19 protein-coding genes are annotated in these 19551 nt (G+C 38.0%); 14 read left to right on the top strand and 5 right to left on the bottom strand.

Translation table 11 applies throughout. The features are described from left to right. The first annotated feature begins 180 nt into the window (after nucleotides 1-180). Both N782_RS17230 and N782_RS17225 read left to right on the top strand, forming a co-directional pair. On the top strand, nucleotides 181-462 hold the full coding sequence (locus N782_RS17230; protein WP_036823154.1) for a DUF1294 domain-containing protein: 282 nt from the start codon (nucleotides 181-183) through the stop codon (nucleotides 460-462). Between the two features lie 41 nt (nucleotides 463-503). Further along, a complete protein-coding gene (locus N782_RS17225; protein ID WP_036823151.1) occupies nucleotides 504-1082 on the top strand; it encodes a TVP38/TMEM64 family protein in 579 nt (192 codons plus the stop codon). A gap of 116 nt (nucleotides 1083-1198) precedes the next feature. Here the strand turns inward: N782_RS17225 and N782_RS17220 are convergent, their stop codons facing one another. Then, nucleotides 1199-1603 (bottom strand): hypothetical protein, encoded by a 405-nt coding sequence (locus N782_RS17220; RefSeq protein WP_036823149.1) that lies wholly within the window; start codon nucleotides 1601-1603, stop codon nucleotides 1199-1201. 188 nt (nucleotides 1604-1791) lie between these two features. Here N782_RS17220 and N782_RS17215 point away from each other — a divergent pair, with 188 nt between their 5' ends. Continuing rightward, nucleotides 1792-2280 carry a dUTP diphosphatase gene (locus tag N782_RS17215; RefSeq protein WP_036823147.1) on the top strand — a complete coding sequence of 163 codons (489 nt, stop codon included), beginning with the start codon at nucleotides 1792-1794 and terminating at the stop codon, nucleotides 2278-2280. Between the two features lie 75 nt (nucleotides 2281-2355). After that, a complete protein-coding gene (locus N782_RS17210; protein WP_036823145.1) occupies nucleotides 2356-3441 on the top strand; it encodes a M42 family metallopeptidase in 1086 nt (361 codons plus the stop codon). A 72-nt stretch (nucleotides 3442-3513) separates the two neighbouring features. On the opposite strand, the gene N782_RS17205 is transcribed toward N782_RS17210, so the two are convergent. From N782_RS17205 to sspI, 3 genes are all read right to left on the bottom strand, one after another. Beyond that, nucleotides 3514-4761: a methyl-accepting chemotaxis protein gene (locus N782_RS17205; protein WP_036823142.1), complete on the bottom strand. Its 1248-nt coding sequence runs from the start codon at nucleotides 4759-4761 to the stop codon at nucleotides 3514-3516. 170 nt (nucleotides 4762-4931) lie between these two features. Then, entirely contained in the window at nucleotides 4932-5177 is a 246-nt protein-coding gene (locus N782_RS17200) for a hypothetical protein (RefSeq protein ID WP_036823139.1), read from the bottom strand. 909 nt (nucleotides 5178-6086) lie between these two features. Continuing rightward, on the bottom strand, nucleotides 6087-6311 hold the full coding sequence (gene sspI, locus N782_RS17195) for a small acid-soluble spore protein SspI (RefSeq protein ID WP_036823136.1): 225 nt from the start codon (nucleotides 6309-6311) through the stop codon (nucleotides 6087-6089). A 119-nt stretch (nucleotides 6312-6430) separates the two neighbouring features. Here sspI and N782_RS17190 point away from each other — a divergent pair, with 119 nt between their 5' ends. From N782_RS17190 to N782_RS17170, 5 genes are all read left to right on the top strand, one after another. Next, nucleotides 6431-7168, top strand: coding sequence for a TrmH family RNA methyltransferase (locus tag N782_RS17190; RefSeq protein ID WP_036823133.1), 738 nt, complete (start codon nucleotides 6431-6433; stop codon nucleotides 7166-7168). Nucleotides 7169-7541: 373 nt separating this feature from the next. Then, a complete protein-coding gene (gene pheS, locus N782_RS17185; RefSeq protein WP_036823131.1) occupies nucleotides 7542-8576 on the top strand; it encodes a phenylalanine--tRNA ligase subunit alpha in 1035 nt (344 codons plus the stop codon). 15 nt (nucleotides 8577-8591) lie between these two features. Continuing rightward, nucleotides 8592-11024 (top strand): phenylalanine--tRNA ligase subunit beta, encoded by a 2433-nt coding sequence (pheT, locus tag N782_RS17180; RefSeq protein WP_036823129.1) that lies wholly within the window; start codon nucleotides 8592-8594, stop codon nucleotides 11022-11024. A 168-nt stretch (nucleotides 11025-11192) separates the two neighbouring features. Further along, entirely contained in the window at nucleotides 11193-12023 is an 831-nt protein-coding gene (locus N782_RS17175) for a YitT family protein (RefSeq protein WP_036823156.1), read from the top strand. Between the two features lie 43 nt (nucleotides 12024-12066). Further along, nucleotides 12067-12573 (top strand): hypothetical protein, encoded by a 507-nt coding sequence (locus tag N782_RS17170; RefSeq protein WP_036823126.1) that lies wholly within the window; start codon nucleotides 12067-12069, stop codon nucleotides 12571-12573. 181 nt (nucleotides 12574-12754) lie between these two features. On the opposite strand, the gene rnhC is transcribed toward N782_RS17170, so the two are convergent. Next, nucleotides 12755-13702 carry a ribonuclease HIII gene (rnhC, locus tag N782_RS17165; RefSeq protein WP_036823122.1) on the bottom strand — a complete coding sequence of 316 codons (948 nt, stop codon included), beginning with the start codon at nucleotides 13700-13702 and terminating at the stop codon, nucleotides 12755-12757. A 244-nt stretch (nucleotides 13703-13946) separates the two neighbouring features. On the opposite strand from rnhC, the gene zapA reads away from it, so the two are divergent. From zapA to N782_RS17140, 5 genes are all read left to right on the top strand, one after another. Then, nucleotides 13947-14219 (top strand): cell division protein ZapA, encoded by a 273-nt coding sequence (gene zapA / locus N782_RS17160; protein WP_036823119.1) that lies wholly within the window; start codon nucleotides 13947-13949, stop codon nucleotides 14217-14219. Next, nucleotides 14212-14769, top strand: coding sequence for a CvpA family protein (locus tag N782_RS17155; RefSeq protein WP_036823117.1), 558 nt, complete (start codon nucleotides 14212-14214; stop codon nucleotides 14767-14769). Before zapA ends, N782_RS17155 begins: the two co-directional genes overlap by 8 nt. A 73-nt stretch (nucleotides 14770-14842) precedes the next feature. After that, nucleotides 14843-16567 (top strand): DNA polymerase/3'-5' exonuclease PolX, encoded by a 1725-nt coding sequence (gene polX / locus N782_RS17150; RefSeq protein WP_036823115.1) that lies wholly within the window; start codon nucleotides 14843-14845, stop codon nucleotides 16565-16567. Nucleotides 16568-16592: 25 nt separating this feature from the next. Then, nucleotides 16593-18938, top strand: a complete 2346-nt coding sequence (locus N782_RS17145; RefSeq protein ID WP_036823112.1) for an endonuclease MutS2 — start codon at nucleotides 16593-16595, stop codon at nucleotides 18936-18938. Between the two features lie 21 nt (nucleotides 18939-18959). Continuing rightward, the gene (locus N782_RS17140; protein WP_036823108.1) at nucleotides 18960-19364 is read left to right on the top strand and encodes a DUF350 domain-containing protein; all 405 of its coding nucleotides are present in this window, start codon (nucleotides 18960-18962) and stop codon (nucleotides 19362-19364) included. The last annotated feature ends 187 nt before the right edge of the window (nucleotides 19365-19551 follow it).

Genomic DNA, 19551 nt, shown 5'->3' with positions numbered 1-19551 from the left:
TTACTAATTTATCTCGAATCCAAGTCTTCAAGATTATGCCTCTTATATGGAATAACCTATTAAACATTATAAAAAATTAATTATACTCATATCTAAAATGTTACTATAAATATGCAATTAATAATAAAAAACAATAAGCTTAACCACTGAAAAATCAAAAAGATAAAGGAGTTATACATAATGATCATAACCTGGGTTCTTCTTATTTATGTAATGATATTGAGTGGGATAGGATTTATATTAATGGGTGTTGATAAAAAACGTGCCCGTAGTAACCATTGGCGAATACAGGAAAGTACGTTTTGGAAGGTAGCTTGGCTGGGTGGAGCAACTGGTAATTGGCTTGGAATGAGTGTGTTTCGGCATAAAACCAAGCATAAGTCATTTGTGATTGGTACACCTGCCATCATCCTAGTGCATCTAGTTCTGTTTGTTGTCATAAAGACTCGTCTCCTGTCATAACATTTAAATAGACCGCTAATGTATGGAGAGGGGGACTAGACGTGCAACACCTTGGAGCATTTGTGATGACCATCGTAGAAGCAAGTGGCTTATTTGCTCCATTACTTTTCATCAGCTTCCATTTGTTGCGGCCAATATTTTTTCTGCCAGTTGCGTTTATTTGTATTTCAGGTGGAGTGTTATTTGGGGCAATTACGGGGTCAGTGTATTCCATTGTTGGAGTGACTCTTTCTAGTTTGTTGTTTTATAAATTGAGTGAGTGGATGCCTAAAACGTTAAAGAAACTAGTAGTGCTCAAGAAAAAATTCTTTGGTAAGCATTCCTCATTCTCCACAGGACAAATTGCATTACTACGACTTATCCCATTTATCCATTTTCACCTAATCTCGTTATGCATTATCGAAATGTCAGGTAATTTTAAAGAATACATGAAAACGTCTTTTTACTCTAATATTCCCTTAGCAGTTATTTATACTTCTATTGGTCAATGGATTTCAAGTTTGTCCCCTTTCTTAATGGGGGCTATTCTGTTGTTGCTGTTACCATTGTTTTATCTTCTCAGGCGCAAGGAAGTTAGTATAAAGTGGCATGACTTCTTTGCCCCAGAGGGAGCTAAATAAGAGAAAATATAAAAAAGCGCAGGGTTGTATGAGTAACCTTCTGCGCTTTTTTGTTAGTTTTAGCTTTAGCGTTGCTAACTCCAATACTTTGTTTGTTAAGTAGGTAGTTTTACATACTATGTTGTGTCATTATGTTGATTTGTTAGTAGTAGTTGATCAATAGGGTTTTTCCATTCTATCTTTGCGTAAGGGTAATGAATCAATATTTCTTCTTCAATGAAATAAAGGTCTTCACGCTCAAATCCTTTTAAATAATTAGGATACTTTGTCCATACAGATATGGAAACTACCTCAAATGAATTTTCCGTGGTTCCTAAATATTTTTCTCCTTCAAATATAACCCCTTTATATGTGATTAGAAAATTTTTCTTAACATTATCAGGGTCATCATAGAAGTAAAATTGTTTCTTCTCTTGTGCTAGCTCAAGTTTGCGCTTAGGATTCATGAGATATTTATAAGCTGTATAGATTAATACAATTATTGCAGCGAAAATGAGCAAACGAAATAATATAATAATCACTGCTATCGACTCCCTTAATGGTCTTCTACAGTAGTGTGTACGATTGAAAAACTAAAACGTTTCACCTTTATCATACCAAACCAGACTATAATAAGAAAAAAACATTTGGTACACTTTACTTAGTCTTACATAAAACAATGACAAGCGATAGGAAAATGGAGAGCTTGTTCAATAGAAGGAGAAGGAATATGAATTGGAATGAACTATTTCAGATGCAGCAACGATTAGATCAACGTATCCAAGCAGAGCACGGCTTAGAAGATGCGGATTTATTTTCAAAGAAAGTGCTAGCTTTATTGGTAGAACTCGGTGAGCTTGCAAATGAGACAAGGTGTTTTAAATTTTGGAGCCTGAAACCTGCAAAGGAACAGCAAGTTATATTAGAAGAGTATGTGGACGGATTGCACTTTATCTTGTCACTAGGATTAGAAAAGTCCTTGTATTATCAAGGTGCATTAGGTGTTGAAAATGGTCCAGTAGATACCACAGAACAATTTCAAAATGTTTTTTCCAGTGTTCACTTGTTCCAGGAATCACCAACTCAAGCTCATTATGAACAGTTGTTTACAGCATTTTTGCAGCTTGGAATAACATTAGGATTCACAGAATTAGAGATTCAAGAAGCCTATTATAAGAAGAATGAAGTGAACCACCAACGACAAGAAGAGGGGTATTAGTATATATTTTTGTTTCTAAATATAAAAAACGGTATACTAAGGGATAGTATGAAAGTATTAAGGAGGAATAAAGGTATGACTAAATGGGATGAAACTCTATCCATGTTGAAAGATTTAACAGATGCAAAAGGTATTCCGGGTAATGAAAAAGAAGCACGAGACGTAATGAAGAAATACATAACTCCATTTGCGGATGAAGTGTACACAGATAACCTGGGCAGCTTGATTGCTAAAAAAGTAGGAAAAGAAGATGGGCCGAAAGTGCTAGTAGCGGGTCACCTTGACGAAGTAGGATTCATGGTAACTCGTATCGATGACAACGGTTTTGTCTATTTTCAAACAGTAGGTGGTTGGTGGAGTCAGGTTATGCTTGCTCAACGTGTAACCTTAATGACTCGAAAAGGTAACCTAACAGGTGTGATTGGATCAAAACCACCTCATATTCTTCCTGCAGAGCAGCGTAAGAAGCCAGTTGAAATTAAAGACATGTTTATTGACATTGGCGCTTCTTCTCGTGAAGAAGCTCAGGAATTCGGTGTGCGACCAGGAGATTCAGTAGTTCCATATTTTGAATTCACGCAAATGCCTAACGAAAAAATGCTTCTTGCAAAAGCATGGGATAACCGAATCGGTTGTGCTATCGCTATTGAAGTACTTCGTCGATTGAAATCAGAAGCACACCCTAACATTGTATATGGAGTAGGAACCGTACAGGAAGAAGTAGGTACTAGAGGAGCGAAGACATCTACAAATGCGATTAAACCTGATATCGGTTTTGCAGTGGATGTAGGCATTGCTGGAGATACTCCTGGTGTCACTGATAAGGAAGCAGCTAGTAAAATGGGTGAAGGACCCCAAATTATTCTTTATGATGCATCATTAATCTCACATAAAGGACTACGTGACTATGTAATTGATACAGCTGATGAGAAAGAAATTCCATATCAGTATGACGTGCTAGCAGGAGGAGCTACCGATGGTGGTTCAATCCATGTAACAGCTGATGGAGTACCGGCACTGGCAATCACAGTAGCTACTAGGTACATTCATTCTCATGCTGCCATGCTTCATCGTGACGATTTCGAAAACGCAGTGAACCTTTTAGTTGAAGTAATAAAAGGGTTAGATGAAGATAAGGTTAAAGAAATTAAATTTGACTAATAGTAAAAGCCTCTTCCTTTAGGTAGGAAGAGGCTTTTCTCTTAAGTAAAGAAATAATATCTCTTTTATCAATTAATGTTTAAAGTTTTCAACTAGTTTATTGGATTCTTGTTGTAATTCTTTCGTTAGGTTATATTGTTGGTTAATCATTTCATTGATTTTTAGAATGTAATTGTTACCATCTTCTGCTCTCTTGGTAACATGGTCAATTGCTGAGGCAACTTCCTTACTTGAATCGGTCATATGGTTAATATGATTGGTGATATCGTTAATGGTTTGAGTGTTTTCTAATACTTGTTGGACAATACGTTCGAATGTTTTGTTCATTACTTTTACGTTTTGATCATTTTGCTGAACAAGCTCTGTACGCGTGGATGATAATTCAACATTGACCTTTACTTCCTCAAGAATACTATCTGCAAGATCTGAAATTTGTTTCGTTGTTTGAATAGAACGCTCAGCAAGTTTACGCACTTCGTTAGCAACCACTTCAAATCCTTTACCTGCTTCACCAGCTCTAGCAGCTTCAATCGAGGCATTCAATGCTAGTAAGTTGGTTTGTTCAGAAATATCATTAATTAACGTTACGACGTCCTGTATTTTTTCTGCTTTAACCGATAAATTCTCCATTCTATTATGACCTTCATCGGCTTTTTCGACTATGTCTTGAAATATATTAGAGACTTGCTCAATATTCTTCATACCCTCTTTAGATGTTTCTTCTATGTAAGAAAATGTCTGATTTACAGATGTTAATTTCTCACTAACAGTTATTATATTCGTATTCATTTCTTCTGTAGCAGCCGAAGTTTGCTCATATGCACTCAATTGTTCTTGTGTTTGTGTGGCCATATCTCCCATTGCTTCTGAAATGGTTTCGGATTTTGCTGTTAAATGTTCAAGACTTGTATTAATGTTTTCGGAATGATTTTCAACAATAGACTTTTGGGCTTGTTGTTGACTGTTCTTTTGTTGAATGGTGTTAAATAAACTATTCAATTTAATGCCAAGGCTGGAGAGTTCATTGAGGTTTGTAATTGTAATTCTCTCATCAAAATCACCACCTTCAAACTGTTGGATTTTACCCATTATATGGTTGAGTGGTTTAATAACCAAGAAGTGAATCAGAAGACTGATTAATATAGTAGCCACAATGATATTCACAACACTTTTTAAAATATCACCAAATACACCGAGTTCTACTTGTGTCATTTCAATTAATGAAATGATAAAGTTGGAGATTGTAGAATTTAAGGCTAATACCACAATGATTGATCCTATAAATTGCACTCTCAACGAACGCCAAAACTTTCCTTTCAACGTAATTCCTCCCTTATTCTTATCTGTTCGTAAGACTATAGACTCATAATATCAAATGTTCGACAAAATGATGAATGATTCGACTTAGATTTCACATAACCATTCCATATTTAATTGTTGCTATATAAAAAGGTACGTCTATTAGAAGACAGTACCTTTTTGCTTGTTTTTTACCACTCCGGAAATCTGTTCTCTACTGGTGGGCAACCATAAGGATAAGGACCAGGGAAATTAGCTGAGTATGGGAAGGTTGGTGAGAAAAATGGTGGATAAAATAACGTGCCAAACACACCCCAAACCAAGTCACCAGAAGCCCCGAAAGGAAACCCAGCAAAAGGAAATCCGTCTAAAAACACCCCATCCCCAGTTGCTTCCTCTCTATTTTCAAGAGGTACGATAGGCTTTTTGCTCTGCATTTGTTTGAACCTCCTAACCAGTTGGTAATAGTATCGTATTCACAGGAAGCAATTTCGTTTTATTTTTTAAGGGAGAGTTATTATTATTTCAACGCTTATTCCATATTAGAGGCATAATCTTGAGGACTTGGGTTCGAGATAATTGGAGTGGCTCGATGCGTAAGGAGAGTTGGGTAGGAAACGGCAATAAGTAGGACAACTTTTTTGACGGACATATAATCTCTTATTTACTGTAAAAACCCTCTTTTGGAGAGGATAACGGACATATAGTATCTTATTTGTGAAAAAACACACTACATTAAGGTGATTTTGGCTTAATAGCGTACTGTATGTCCGTTACGAATACAAAATCGCCTTTAAATCCAAGAATAAGAGACTATATGTCCGCATAGCATCATCTTGTGTCATAATTCATTCCTCGCTTCGTGAATACCATGATTCCGAAACAGGCCCAGTCTAATCGGGCCATGTTTCCGTTCATCCTAACAACAGAAAAGGTGGCCGTGGAAGCGACGAGACTCCCGCCGGAGAAAGAGGTAGGCAAGACCTTGAATGATAAGGGGAGGTTCGACTAAAACCGTCACATCGTGTGACAACATCGAACGACCCTACATCGTGTAGGGCCGCCGGAAGGACGCGAGTTGTTCCACGGCCACCTTTATTCCATTAAAAGAAACGGAAACATCTCTCACCCCCAATATATCTCGAATCCAAGTCTTCAACATAATGGCGCTTACCAGTAAGATTACACAGGTGAAAAGTGATGAACCACAAGGATGAACGCAGCTCCTATTATATGGGAGAGGACCGTGATTTGTAGTTGAGGTTAATAAATAGATAAAAAACGTGCATACTCTAAGGGGTGAGATTTGCACGTTTTTGAAATAATTTTCTTATTGGACGTAAGCATTAAGATTCTGTAGTAGCTTGTTGAACACCTTGTTCTAGTGCTTCTAACATTTCTTGCTTTTCGGATTGTTCAGCATTCTCCCAAATTAACTCAAAAAGAACACCTAATCCAGGAAGCATTTTTTCTTCACCACTATTAATGGCCTCTTTAATTGTCGCTTCTAGCTGGTCTGTGTTGTTACCAGATACGTTGGATAGGATTGCGTTTCTAAGGTTTAGATTCATCTTTCCACCTCTTTTCTGCATACATTACGTATGAGAATAGTTTGACCATTCCAAACTGAAATATGTATGATGAAAAAGAATATAATAATGAACCGTATAATGAAGGATGATCACAAATTATGATTACGTCTGTACAAAATGGACAAGTAAAACAATGGAGAAAGTTGAAGCGTAAACGAGGAAGGGAAAAGGAACAGGCATTTCTCGTTGAAGGATTTCACTTAGTGGATGAAGCTTTAAAAAGCCAATGGGAAGTACGAGAAATTATTTTTCGAGAAGATGTTGATATTCAAAATGAATGGCAATCCTACACCTGGTATCAAGTGAGTCACGAGGTTTTTGATGCTGTATCTGAAACAGAAAATCCACAGGGTGTAGCTGCAGTAGTACAAATGGATGAGTTAGAATGGCAAGGAGGATCACGGGTTTTGGTACTTGATTCCATCCAAGATCCAGGCAACCTTGGGACATTAATTAGGACAGCTGATGCGGCAGGCTTTGATGCTGTGTTACTTGGAAAAGGAACAGTCGATCCATTTAATGATAAAGTCATTCGGGCGACACAAGGGTCTGTTTTTCATATACCATTATTCTTCGGGGAACTAGAAGAGTGGATTCCTGAACTGCAAGGTCAAGGTTTTCATGTGTGGGCAACCTCTCTTCAACAGGCAACGGTATATGATGAATTAGAGCCAGTTACACCTATGGCCTTAATAGTTGGGAATGAAGGCGCTGGAGTGAATCAGTCATATATTAACATGGCAGATGAACGAGTGAGCATTCCTATTTATGGGCAAGCAGAATCACTTAATGTGGCTATCGCTTCAGGAATTTTAATGTATTATTTACGAAACTAGGGTTGCAAGTTTGCTTTTGCTTTTCTATAATAAGTAATCAGTTAACTAAATACGTTTGAAAGCGAAGAAAGAGCAAGTAAATGATTGTTTACTGGCAGTGTTAGGGAAGAGATGTCATAGACTGAAAGCATTTCTACTGTCTGAATCATTGAAATTTCACTCTGGAGCTGGCACTGGGACCTTGCGTTTTGTAGCAAGTAAAAGTGTTTCCGGATATACCTATCCGTTATCAATAACGAAGTGGACACTTAGTAACAAGTGTCAACCAGGGTGGTACCGCGTGATTCGTATATACAAGTCTCGTCCCTTTTAGGGATGAGGCTTTTTTTATGTTTATATATCTAACGTTTTCATAATAAAAGGAGGACATAAAATGAAGGAACGCTTGTTAGAACTGAAGCAAGAGGCACTTGATAAAGTGACTGCTGCTGAAGATGTTAAAGGTCTTCAAGAAGTGAGAGTGCAGTACTTAGGTAAAAAAGGACCCATTACAGAGGTGCTTAGAGGTATGGGGAAACTCCCTGCAGAAGAACGTCCTGTAATTGGTCAATTAGCCAATGATGTTCGTGAAGAAATTTCAAATGCAATTGAAACAAAACAAACAAAGCTGGAAGAACAAGCTTTGGAAAAACAATTGGCTGAAGAAACGATTGATGTCACTCTTCCTGGACGACCAGCACCATCAGGTGGTCGTCACTTATTGACTAGTATCATTGAAGAGATTGAGGATTTATTTATTGGCATGGGTTTCGAAGTTGCTGAAGGTCCAGAAGTTGAGTCAGACTACTATAACTTTGAAGCTTTGAACTTACCAAAAGGACATCCAGCACGTGACATGCAGGATTCTTTTTATATCACAGAAGAAATTCTTATGCGTACGCATACATCCCCTGTTCAAGCACGTACGATGGAAAAGCATGAAGGAAAAGGCCCTGTTAAGGTTATTTGCCCAGGTAAGGTGTATCGTCGTGATACGGATGATGCTACTCACTCACACCAGTTCACCCAAATTGAAGGTCTTTTGGTAGATGAGCATGTTCGTATGAGTGATCTAAAAGGTGTATTAAATGAATTCGCTAAGCAAATGTTTGGTGAGGACCGTGAAATTCGCTTACGTCCAAGTTTCTTCCCGTTCACAGAACCATCAGTAGAAATGGATATCTCCTGTAAAATGTGCGGTGGAGAAGGTTGTTCAGTTTGTAAAGGAACGGGTTGGATTGAGATTTTAGGAGCTGGAATGGTGCATCCAAATGTACTACAAATGGCAGGATATGATCCGGAGAAATACACAGGGTTCGCGTTTGGTATGGGACCTGAACGTATTGCGATGTTGAAATATGGTATTGATGATATTCGTCATTTCTACACAAATGATATTCGTTTCTTAAATCAATTTCATAAAGCGTAAAAGGAGGAGAATGACATGTTTGTATCATTAAATTGGCTTAAACAATATGTGGATCTTCAAGGTTTAACACCTGAAGATTTAGCAGAAAAGATTACGAAAACAGGTATTGAGGTCGATAGTGTAGAAGCTTTTGGCGAATACATTGAACACCTTGTAGTGGGTTATGTAAAAGAATGTAACCAACACCCAAATGCAGACAAATTAAGTGTGTGTCAGGTGGATGTAGGTGATGAAACATTGCAAATCGTATGTGGTGCGCCGAATGTTGCTGAAGGTCAAAAAGTAGCTGTAGCTAAACCAGGTGCTGTTTTATCAGGCGACTTTAAAATAAAACAAGCAAAACTACGTGGGGAAGAATCAGCTGGAATGATCTGTTCCCTGCAAGAGCTTGGAATCGATCCAAAGAATGTACCAAAAGAATTTGAAGATGGCATTTTCGTATTTCCAGAGGATACAGAAGTAGGTGCTGATGCGAATTCATTATTAAATCTAGATGACGTCATTTTAGAGCTTGAATTAACTCCTAACCGTTCGGACGCGTTAAGCATGATGGGAGTAGCGTATGAGGTAGCTGCTATTTTAGATACTCCTCTTCACTTCCCATCAGAAGAAGTAGCCATCACTGATGAAAAAGCACATGATGCTATATCTGTACATGTTGAGGATGCTGAACTAAACCCTTATTACGGAGCATTTGTAATCAAGAACATTCAAGTAGGTCCTTCTCCATTATGGATGAGAAATCATCTTATCTCGGCTGGAATTCGCCCGATCAATAATGTAGTCGACATTACAAACTATGTTTTACTTGAATATGGTCAACCATTACATGCATTTGACTATGATCGATTTGGATCTAAACAAGTTGTTACTCGCCCGGCTAAAGATGGAGAGACTATCACTACACTTGATGATGAAGAACGAACCCTTTCATCGGATCAATTAGTTATCACAAATGGGAAAGAACCTGTAGCTATTGCTGGGGTGATGGGAGGAGCAGATTCTGAAGTACAAGAGGATACAACTTCGATTATTTTAGAAGCAGCTTACTTTAACCCTCAAGCAGTTCGCGATGCTGCTAAGGAGCATGGACTTCGTAGTGAAGCATCTGTACGTTTTGAAAAAGGCGTTGACCCAGACCGTGTTAAACGTGCAGGACTTCGTGCATGTCAGCTGTTAGTGGAATATGCAGGAGGTGAAGTATTAGATGGTGTAGTGGAGTATGACGAGCTAAACTATCAAGAAGAACAGATTACCATCACTACATCTCGCATGAACCATGTGCTTGGTACACAGCTAAAAAATGAAGATATTAAAGATATTTTACGTAAGCTTCAATTTGATTACTCGCAAGATGGTGAAACATTTATCGTATCTGCTCCTACTCGTCGACAGGATATCGTTATTGTAGAAGACATGGTAGAGGAAATTGCTCGTATGTATGGTTATGATAACCTTCCATATACAATGCCTGAAGGAGCTTCAAAAGCAGGTGGTTTAACGACTCATCAAGCGCTTCGACGTAAAGTGCGAAGTTACCTGGAAGGTTCAGGGCTATCGGAAGCCATTACGTATTCATTAACGACAGAAGAACGAGCTAATATGCTTGTTTCTCCTGATATTGAAGGAGAACACACTCGCCCAGTTCACCTTGCGTTGCCAATGAGTGAAGAGCATAGTCATCTGCGTCTAAGCATGATTCCAGAGCTATTGACGTCAGCATCCTATAATATTGCTCGTAAACAAAAAGACATCGCATTTTATGAGATTGGCTCTGTTTATGTGACGGAAGAGTCAGTTTTAACATCACAACCTCAAGAACAAGAGAGACTGGCAGGAGTTCTTACTGGTAGTTGGTTAACACATCCTTGGCAGCAAGAAAAGAAAAACGTCGATTTCTTCGTTGTAAAAGGAATCTTAGAAGGCTTATTTACATTCTTAGATTTATCCGAAAACGTTCGCTTTAAGCAAGCTACCATGAAAGGAATGCATCCAGGTCAGACTGCAGAAGTTGTGTTAAATGACCAATCAATAGGTTACGTTGGGCAGGTTCACCCATCATTACAGAAGCAATTTGATTTAAAAGGGACGTACGTCTACGATCTAAATCTGCAAGCTGTTTTAGATACTGTTACGAAAGAAGAAAATTATACACCTATCCCTCGTCACCCTTCTGTGAGTCGTGATATCGCATTAGTAGTAGACGAACAAGTGAAAGCTGGCGACCTACAAAATACCATTCTGGCGACTGGTCAGCCACTTGTACAACACGTACTTGTATTTGATTTATACCAAGGGGAGCATTTGCCTGAAGGTAAAAAATCACTAGCATTTACACTTCGTTATCTTGATCCAAATCGCACATTAACAGATCAAGAAGTAGAAGAGACGCATAACGCTATCCTTGAACAAGTTAAAACAACTTACCAAGCTGAGTTAAGAGGATAAATCCAACCCAGACAGTTTTCTGTCTGGGTTTTTTAATTGACTAGTTTCGAGTTGCTTCATTTTATGTTGAAACAAGATGTTAAATATGAGTAATGGTACTTTTACGAATTAAGTTGTATCCCCCATAATAGATTGCAAATCAAGTATAGTATAAGAGGAGGAGATGTCATCTTGAGTCAGATCATCAATAGAATAGTACTTATAGCGTTAGGGTCCATTATTTTTGCTTTAGGGATCAATTATTTTGCTATCCCAAACCAACTTGCTGAAGGTGGCATCATAGGGATTACCATCGTATTACATTACGTATTTGGTTGGTCCACAGGCTTAACTAGTTTTGTTTTGAATATCGTTTTACTAGGTGTTGGATATAAATTTTTAGATAGGAAAATGATGGGTTATACATTGTTTGGTGTAGTAGCCCTTTCCTTAAGCTTATTGGCAACAGAGAATATTGGTAATCCAGTAGTAGATGACACGCTTCTTGCCCCAGTATATGCGGGTTTATTCGTAGGGGCTGGTGTTGGAATTATTTTTCGTTCAGGAGCTACTTCTGGTGGCACACAAATTATATCTAAAATGTTAAATCAATATTTTGGATGGAGTATGGCTAGTGCAACACTAATTATTGATCTGGTTGTAATTGGTGCCTCCGTTTTTGTCATTGGACAGAAGAAAGCAATGCTGACGTTGGTTGCAATCTATGTAGGGGCGAAAGTAATTGATTTTATTGTTGATGGTATGAATGTTCGTAAGGCTGTTACCATTATCTCTGATAACTCAGATTATGTCTTACAAGAAATTAATACCAATCTCTCAAGAGGGGTAACAATTCTGAACGGAAGAGGAGGATACTTGAAAGAGGAGAAGAATGTGTTATATGCTGTGGTGAATTGGCAAGAAACTGTTAAGCTCAAACGTATTGTGAATCAAGTAGACCCAGAAGCATTTGTGGTGATACATGATGTGCGCGGTGCGTTTGGAGGTGGATTTAAATAGGAATACTAGTTATAGAAGATAAGACGTAAAGGAGTAGATGAATTTGGACGCATTTATTAAGAAGTATGGCAATACATTAGAAAAACATATGGGCGAAAAATTGATAGGACAAACCATTACCAATGTATATGATCCCCAAGTATCAGACATGGTGAGAGGTTATATACAATACGGAAAGAGGCCACTTCTAGCGGTTCATCATCGTTTTGCAGATGAAACGGAAAAGAACCAAGAGGCAGAAGATGCGAATCGTGCCAAACCTTTTGTTGAGTATGCCACAGAACATTTTGTAGATGAAGAAATTAGTAAAGTTGATATACATGAAGCTGGTGGTCAATATTATGTAGGTCTTTATGTGAATGATGCTAATAATAGTGGAGAAGATCTATTGCATGTTCCCTTGCATATAACTACAGATCAGGTTGATGAAGAAGGGAATCCAGATGTTAAAGAAATTCCTATTTGGATTACAAGAGTTCTTGGTCTTACACCACCAGAGAAAGAAGTTCAACAAGAAGAAGTGTTAGAGCCGGAAGAACAAGAAGAATAAGGGTATTAGATTTCTAAAAGAGATTAGTAAATTTTGATAAAATCATCAGATGTTATTTTAATGGCTAACGTTCTAAGCTCTTTTACTCCAAGGCTATAAAAATTGTTTCAAATATTAGTTTTCTTAACCAAAAAAGGGATGAGAGTGTATCACACCTCATCCCTTTTAAAGTAGTACTTTATTATCTTTTCATTTGTTGAAACCTTTTTAATGCTTTATCCGTATTTGCAAAGTGAACCTTCGCATACTTGTCTAGTTCCTCTTGGCCTTTCATATGAATTAATTTTGCTGCTGCCTCATCAACTCGTTGAGATGCACCCTTTGGTAATGTGATGCCAGCTTGATCTGAAAGTTTATTCATGTGCTTTACAAAAGCTGAGCGAGCAATAATAGAGCCAACAGCGACCGCAATAGAATAGGATTCTGCTTTCATAAGAAAATATGCGTTCGATTGAAGGCTGGCATTTTCTGTTTTGAGATGTTTTTTATATACTTCTGGTTGTGCGAATTGATCAATAATCCATCCTTCAGGCTCGTGGTCAAGTTTTTTTGCAAGCTTGTTATATGCATTGTGATGAAGCATGGTTTTCATTTTACCTTGCGTCCAACCTTTTTTCTGAAGTACGTTATACTTTTCATTATGAAGGATAACGAGTGAATAAGGAATCTCCATTTCCACAATGCGTCGTGCAATTTGTTGAATTTGCGGGTCCTTTAAATCTTTGGAATCCTTGACGCCAGCTTGTTTGAGCGCTTGGATTTGGTCTTCTCTTACATAGGCACAGGCTACTGTGATGGGGCCGAAATAGTCCCCTGTCCCTGCTTCATCTGATCCTGCATGACTTGTTGAGTATAAAGACGATGGTGGTGCAAAGGAAGAGGAGGTTGGCGAAGGCTTTCCTTTCTTCTTAGTCGTGTTCTCTGTTGGAGATCCCCATTTTGAAGCTTCTTGTTCGTGTTGTGCTCCTTGAAATAATACCTTACCTGATTGGTAAGCTGTAATGGAGCAGCTTGGCAATTTGGCTGCAAATTTAGCTCCTGGAGGTGTTTTATCCTTTAGGTGGGGTTTATAGTGTTGTTGCATCTTATTGATTTGTGACGTTGATAGCTTTAAAACAGATTGTGACATTCGATGATCTCCTTTATAAAAACGATAATGCTAGTATATCAAAAAATGATTATCCTTGAATATGTACAGTTTACTGAGACTCATGATTGTATTCCTTCTCCGTTTATTCGTACACTATATTATAGAAGAAAAGTTTAAGAAAAACGTCTACTTTCTGCATCATTAGTCATAAGAGGTGTTTTTCTACCTTTTTTCATGTTAATATATACGTTAGGATTCTATTGTGGATGAGGGGGCTTTCTCTGTGTCGCAATCTGACAAGAAACGAACAACCGTTGAAATACATAATCGTACATATAAAATTGTAGGAGACGAACCACCCCACCATATACGAATGGTGGCTAGTTTGGTGGATCAGAAAATGAAAGAAATCCAAGAGTCTAACCCCCGTTTAGATACAGCTCAGTTAGCTGTTTTAACGGCAGTCAATACAATGAACGATTATTTGAAATTAAAAGAAGAATATACAAATTTAGAATCAAAAGAGAAAGATGAGGACCGAAAAAATCATGATTGATTTGTTGTTATTAGCCATGCTTGTATTTGGTTTCCTAATTGGAATGCGTAGAGGATTCGTACTCCAGCTTCTCCATATGACAGGCTTTATCGTAGCGTTTGTGATTGCGGTTATTTATTATGATGACTTAGCACCGAAATTGAAATTATGGGTGCCTTTCCCGGATCTTCCTGAAGGGCAGCAGTGGGCTATCTTTTTAGAAAGTGTACCGGAAGGAGCATTCTATAATGCTATAGCATTCTTTATTATTTTCTTTGTTGTGAAAGTAATCTTGCAAATCATTGCTTCCATGCTTGATTTTATTACGGATTTACCACTTTTAAGTACAGTTAATAATTTATTTGGTGGAGTACTCGGATTTATTGAAATTTATTTTATTATCTTTATTTTCCTCTATTTAAGTGCCATTTTACCGATACCTTTCATTCAGAATGCAGTTGATGGTTCAGCTTTAGCAAAAATGATTATTGAACACACGCCACTATTGTCTGACCAAATAAAAACACTTTGGTTTGAACACGTAGCAGAGCGTATTCCAAACTTCTCTTAATGAGAAGTTTTTTCTATACGTTAGGAGATTGTTTCCCAAAATAGGAAATAGCATTTCGTTAGGAGTGGATGGAATGAAGTTAGATAAGAAAAAGTTAATTAAGAAGCTTGAGCAAATTGCTGTTTACTTAGAGTTAAAAGGGGAGAACCCATTTAAGATCTCAGCGTATCGAAAAGCAGCTCAAGCGTTAGAAAATGATGATCGTTCTTTATCAGAAATAGATGATTTCACAAAAATGAATGGAATTGGAAAAGGGACAGCTGCTGTCATTCAAGAATTGGTTGATACTGGTGAAGCAGAGGTATTGAATCAACTTGAAGAAGATGTACCAGCTGGATTGGTACCATTACTCCAATTGCAAGGTCTAGGTGGAAAGAAGTTAGCTAAACTATATCAAGAGCTAGGTGTAACGGATGCTGCTTCCCTTAAAGAAGCATGTGAGAAAGAACAAGTTCAACAACTAAGTGGCTTCGGAAAAAAGACAGAAGAAAAAATCCTACAAGCGCTCGAAGATGTATCCAAAAGACCTGAGCGTTTACCAATTGCTGTGATGCTCCCTATTGCAGAACGTATTGAATCCTTTTTACAGAACGTTGAGGGGATTGATAAATTCTCTCGAGCTGGTAGTTTAAGAAGGATGAAAGAGACGATAAAAGATATTGATTTTATAATAGCTACTCAAGATTACGAAAAAGTCCGGGAACAATTATTACAATTAGATAATATCAAGGAAGTAGTTGCAAAAGGGGATACTAAAGTATCCTTATTACTTTCTGAAGGTTATGATATTGGGGTGGACTTTCGTTTAGTTGAGCCTCAAGCATTTGCAACAACTTTGCACCACTTTACAGGATCCAAAGATCATAATGTAGCTATGAGACAATTAGCTAAAGATCAAGGCGAGAAAATCAGTGAGTATGGTGTGGAAGATAGTGAAACAGGTGAAGTCAAAACATTCTCCACTGAAGAAGAGTTCTTTGCTCATTTTGGTCTAGAGTATATACCTCCAGAAGTAAGAGAGAATCTAGGAGAAGTAGAGTCGTTCAAAGATAAAATTTCTTTAGTAGACCACCAAGATATTCGTGGTGATTTACATATGCACACTGCATGGAGCGATGGAGCTCAATCATTAAAAGAAATGGCAGAACGCGCCATGGAAAAAGGGTATGAATACATCGCTATAACAGATCACTCAAAATATTTACGCGTGGCTAATGGTCTAGATGAACAACGTCTACGTAAGCAAAGAGAGGAAATTGACAAATTAAATGAATCATTTGAGTCTTTTCATATTTTTGCTGGTATTGAGATGGATATTTTACCAGATGGCTCGCTAGACTTTTCAGAGGACTTCTTAAAGGAAATGGATTTCGTTATTGCATCGATTCATTCTAATTTTAACCAAACACAAGAAGAAATAATGAAACGTTTGCGAGCTGCCTTGGAATGTCCTTATGTTCATTTAATTGCACACCCTACTGGACGCTTGATTGGTAGACGTAACGGATATGATGTTGATATAGAACAGTTAATTCAAGGTGCTAAAGAAACAGGTACTGCTCTAGAGTTGAATGCAAATCCAAATCGTCTTGATTTATCTTGGGAGTATCTGACAAAAGCCCAAGAAGAAGGCGTACGCATTGCGATAAATACAGATGCGCATACCTATTCCATGCTTGAACATATGGAAATTGGTGTAGGGATAGGACGAAAAGGATGGTTGCGTAAAGAAAATGTACTCAATACATGGACAAAAGAGCAACTTTCCTTGTTTATGAACAACAAAAAGCCAGAGTAGAAGAGATAAAGGGGATTCAAAAATCATGAATGACCGTATATTTCATGTCTTAGAATACACTAAAATTATTGAACAACTCGCGAGTCAGGCTTCCTCCTCATTAGGAAAAGAGCAAGCACAGAAGTTAAAGCCCTCCATTGATGTAGATGAAATTCGCAAGTGGCAGGATGATACGGATGAAGCAGCGAATGTGCTCCGCTTAAAAGGCCATGCACCACTTGGTGGTATTTTTGATATTAAACCTATTATTAAAAGGGCGACCATTGGTGGAATGCTTCAACCAGAAGAGTGCCTTGATATAGCAAGTACCATCTATGGTGGAAAGCAAATCAAGTCATTTATAGAGGAAATTGAAGAAGCGGATTTGCCTATTCTTAGAGAACTTGTCAGCCATATTGTTGCATTGAATGATCTAGAACGTTCCATTAAGAGTTGCATAGACGATCATGGGAAAGTGATGGATGGAGCATCAGATCAGCTTCGCACGATACGTTCTCGTATTCGAACAAATGAGAGTCGAGTTCGTGACAAGTTAGAAGGATGGACAAAATCTAAAAGTAAGATGCTCTCAGACGCCATTATAACCATTCGAAATGATCGCTATGTATTGCCTGTGAAGCAAGAATATCGTGGAGCAGTTGGCGGTATTGTACATGACCAATCCTCATCAGGAGCTACCTTATTTGTCGAGCCACAGGCAGTGGTGGAACTAAACAACCAATTACAAGAAGCGAAAGTTCAAGAGAAACACGAAGTAGAACGTATTTTGATGGAACTTTCCGAGCGTGTAGCGGCAGATGAAGAGTACTTATACCAAAATGTCCAAGTGTTAGCTCAACTAGACTTCATGTTTGCTAAAGCGCGTTTCTCCAAGACAATGAAAGGTGCAAAACCATCTATTAATGACCAAGGTATTATTAAAATGAAACAAGCACGTCACCCTCTAATAGCAGATGATGAGGTAGTACCAAATGATGTCGAACTCGGTGAGGAGTATTCATCCATTGTAATAACTGGTCCAAACACTGGTGGTAAGACGGTTACATTGAAAATGGTAGGACTATGTTCTCTAATGGCTCAGTCAGGTTTGCAAATTCCTGCTCAAGATGGATGTGAGATGACAGTATTTGAGAATGTCTATGCTGATATCGGTGACGAACAATCAATTGAGCAGTCATTAAGTACGTTCTCTTCTCATATGACAAACATTGTCGATATCTTGAAGGAAGTCAATCATAAATCGCTTGTCTTATTTGATGAACTAGGTGCTGGTACAGATCCACAAGAAGGTGCCGCACTAGCTATGTCTATTTTAGACGATGTTGTTAACAGAGGGGCTAAAGTAATTGCAACGACTCACTACCCTGAATTAAAGGCATATGGCTATGATAGAGATGGTGTTATTAATGCATCCGTTGAGTTTGATGTGGAAACATTAAAGCCAACTTACAGATTACTTATTGGGGTTCCTGGTCGTAGTAACGCGTTTGAGATTTCTCGTCGTTTAGGTTTGGATGAAGATGTAATTCAAACGGCTAAAGGTCATATGGGTCAGGATTCAGAGAGTGTGGAAAATATGATTGCTTCTTTAGAAGAATCTAAAAGAGAAGCGGATCGTGACTATGAACAGGCTGAGGCATTGTTACAGGAAGCAGAAGAGCTTCATAAACAACTAGAGCAGAAATGGTCTGAATTTGAAGACAAAAGAGAAGGTCTTTATAAAAAGGCTGAGGATAAAGCTCAAAAAGCCATTGATAAGGCAAAACAAGAAGCAGAAGATATTGTTGCGGAAATGCGACAAATGAAAAACCAAGCAGAATGGAAAGAACATGAATGGATTGAAGCTAGGAAAAACTTAGATGAAGCACAGCCTGAGTTATCAAAAAAACAAGCCAAGCCACAACCTAAAAAGAATACTCAACCTAAATCACTGAAACCTGGTGATGAAATTAAGGTAATTTCATGGAACCAAACGGGTCATATCATTGAACAAACGAGTGAAAAAGAATATCAAGTTCAGCTTGGTATTATGAAGATGAAAGTAAAAGCAAATGACCTTGAATTAATCAAACGGGAAGAACCTGTTAAGCAAAAGCCTATGGCAACCGTCAAAGGCTCTAGTCATCATGTGAAACCTGAATTAGATCTACGCGGTGAGCGTTATGAAGAGGCACTAAGCCGTTTGGAAAAATATATTGATGATGCTACTTTGGCAGGATATCCTCAAGTATCTATTATTCACGGCAAAGGTACAGGAGCCTTACGCAAAGGTGTAGAACAATTTGCTAAAGGACATCGATCAATAGCTTCAGCTAGAGCTGGTGGGATGAAAGAAGGCGGCAGTGGGGTCACTGTGTTAGAGCTTCGTTAATTCAAATAAGGGAGAGGTTGAATGAACTTTTGGGAGAACCCCTTCATAGAAACAGCAGCAAGCTTTAGTGTCGTTGTATTATGCTCAATAGTATTCCTATCGGTATTTGAGATTGTTACTAAATACAATAACTGGGAAGAAATTAAAAAAGGTAATTTTTCTGTCGCTATGGCAACAGGAGGAAAGATTTTTGGGATTGCCAATATATTTCGATTCTCCATCCAACATAATGACTCTTTGCTCGAGATGATGTTATGGGGACTATGTGGCTTTGTATTACTACTAATGGGATACTTTATTTTTGAATTTTTAACTCCAAGCTTTCGTATTGATAAAGAAATAGCACAAGATAATAGAGCTGTAGGGTTTATTGCGATGGTCATTTCCATTGGATTATCTTTTGTTATTGGAGCTAATATTGGGTAAGGGAGAGAAATAATGTGGAGACCCTTGCAAAAGTTTTAGGTGTCGTTTCCGTTGTTTTTATACTAGCAGGAATCATATATATGATGTTTTTTACTTAAATATAAAAGAGGCTGGGACAAAACCCAGTAAATTAAACTAAAAAGTGGCCCCCACGAACAAGACTTTGTTCGTGGGGGCCACTCTATTT

The organism is Pontibacillus yanchengensis Y32, from assembly GCF_000770635.1.
Taxonomy (GTDB): Bacteria; Bacillota; Bacilli; order Bacillales; family BH030062; genus Pontibacillus; species Pontibacillus yanchengensis.
This window is presented reverse-complemented; position numbering and strand designations above follow the sequence as displayed.

Coding starts and splice junctions, on each gene's coding strand:
- N782_RS17230 (WP_036823154.1), top strand. CDS start 181: ATGATCATAACCTGGGTTCTTCTTATTTATGTAATGATATTGAGTGGG.
- N782_RS17215 (WP_036823147.1), top strand. CDS start 1,792: ATGAATTGGAATGAACTATTTCAGATGCAGCAACGATTAGATCAACGT.
- N782_RS17210 (WP_036823145.1), top strand. CDS start 2,356: ATGACTAAATGGGATGAAACTCTATCCATGTTGAAAGATTTAACAGAT.
- N782_RS17200 (WP_036823139.1), bottom strand. CDS start 5,177: ATGCAGAGCAAAAAGCCTATCGTACCTCTTGAAAATAGAGAGGAAGCA.
- sspI (WP_036823136.1), bottom strand. CDS start 6,311: ATGAATCTAAACCTTAGAAACGCAATCCTATCCAACGTATCTGGTAAC.
- N782_RS17190 (WP_036823133.1), top strand. CDS start 6,431: ATGATTACGTCTGTACAAAATGGACAAGTAAAACAATGGAGAAAGTTG.
- pheS (WP_036823131.1), top strand. CDS start 7,542: ATGAAGGAACGCTTGTTAGAACTGAAGCAAGAGGCACTTGATAAAGTG.
- pheT (WP_036823129.1), top strand. CDS start 8,592: ATGTTTGTATCATTAAATTGGCTTAAACAATATGTGGATCTTCAAGGT.
- rnhC (WP_036823122.1), bottom strand. CDS start 13,702: ATGTCACAATCTGTTTTAAAGCTATCAACGTCACAAATCAATAAGATG.
- N782_RS17155 (WP_036823117.1), top strand. CDS start 14,212: ATGATTGATTTGTTGTTATTAGCCATGCTTGTATTTGGTTTCCTAATT.
- polX (WP_036823115.1), top strand. CDS start 14,843: ATGAAGTTAGATAAGAAAAAGTTAATTAAGAAGCTTGAGCAAATTGCT.
- N782_RS17145 (WP_036823112.1), top strand. CDS start 16,593: ATGAATGACCGTATATTTCATGTCTTAGAATACACTAAAATTATTGAA.
- N782_RS17140 (WP_036823108.1), top strand. CDS start 18,960: ATGAACTTTTGGGAGAACCCCTTCATAGAAACAGCAGCAAGCTTTAGT.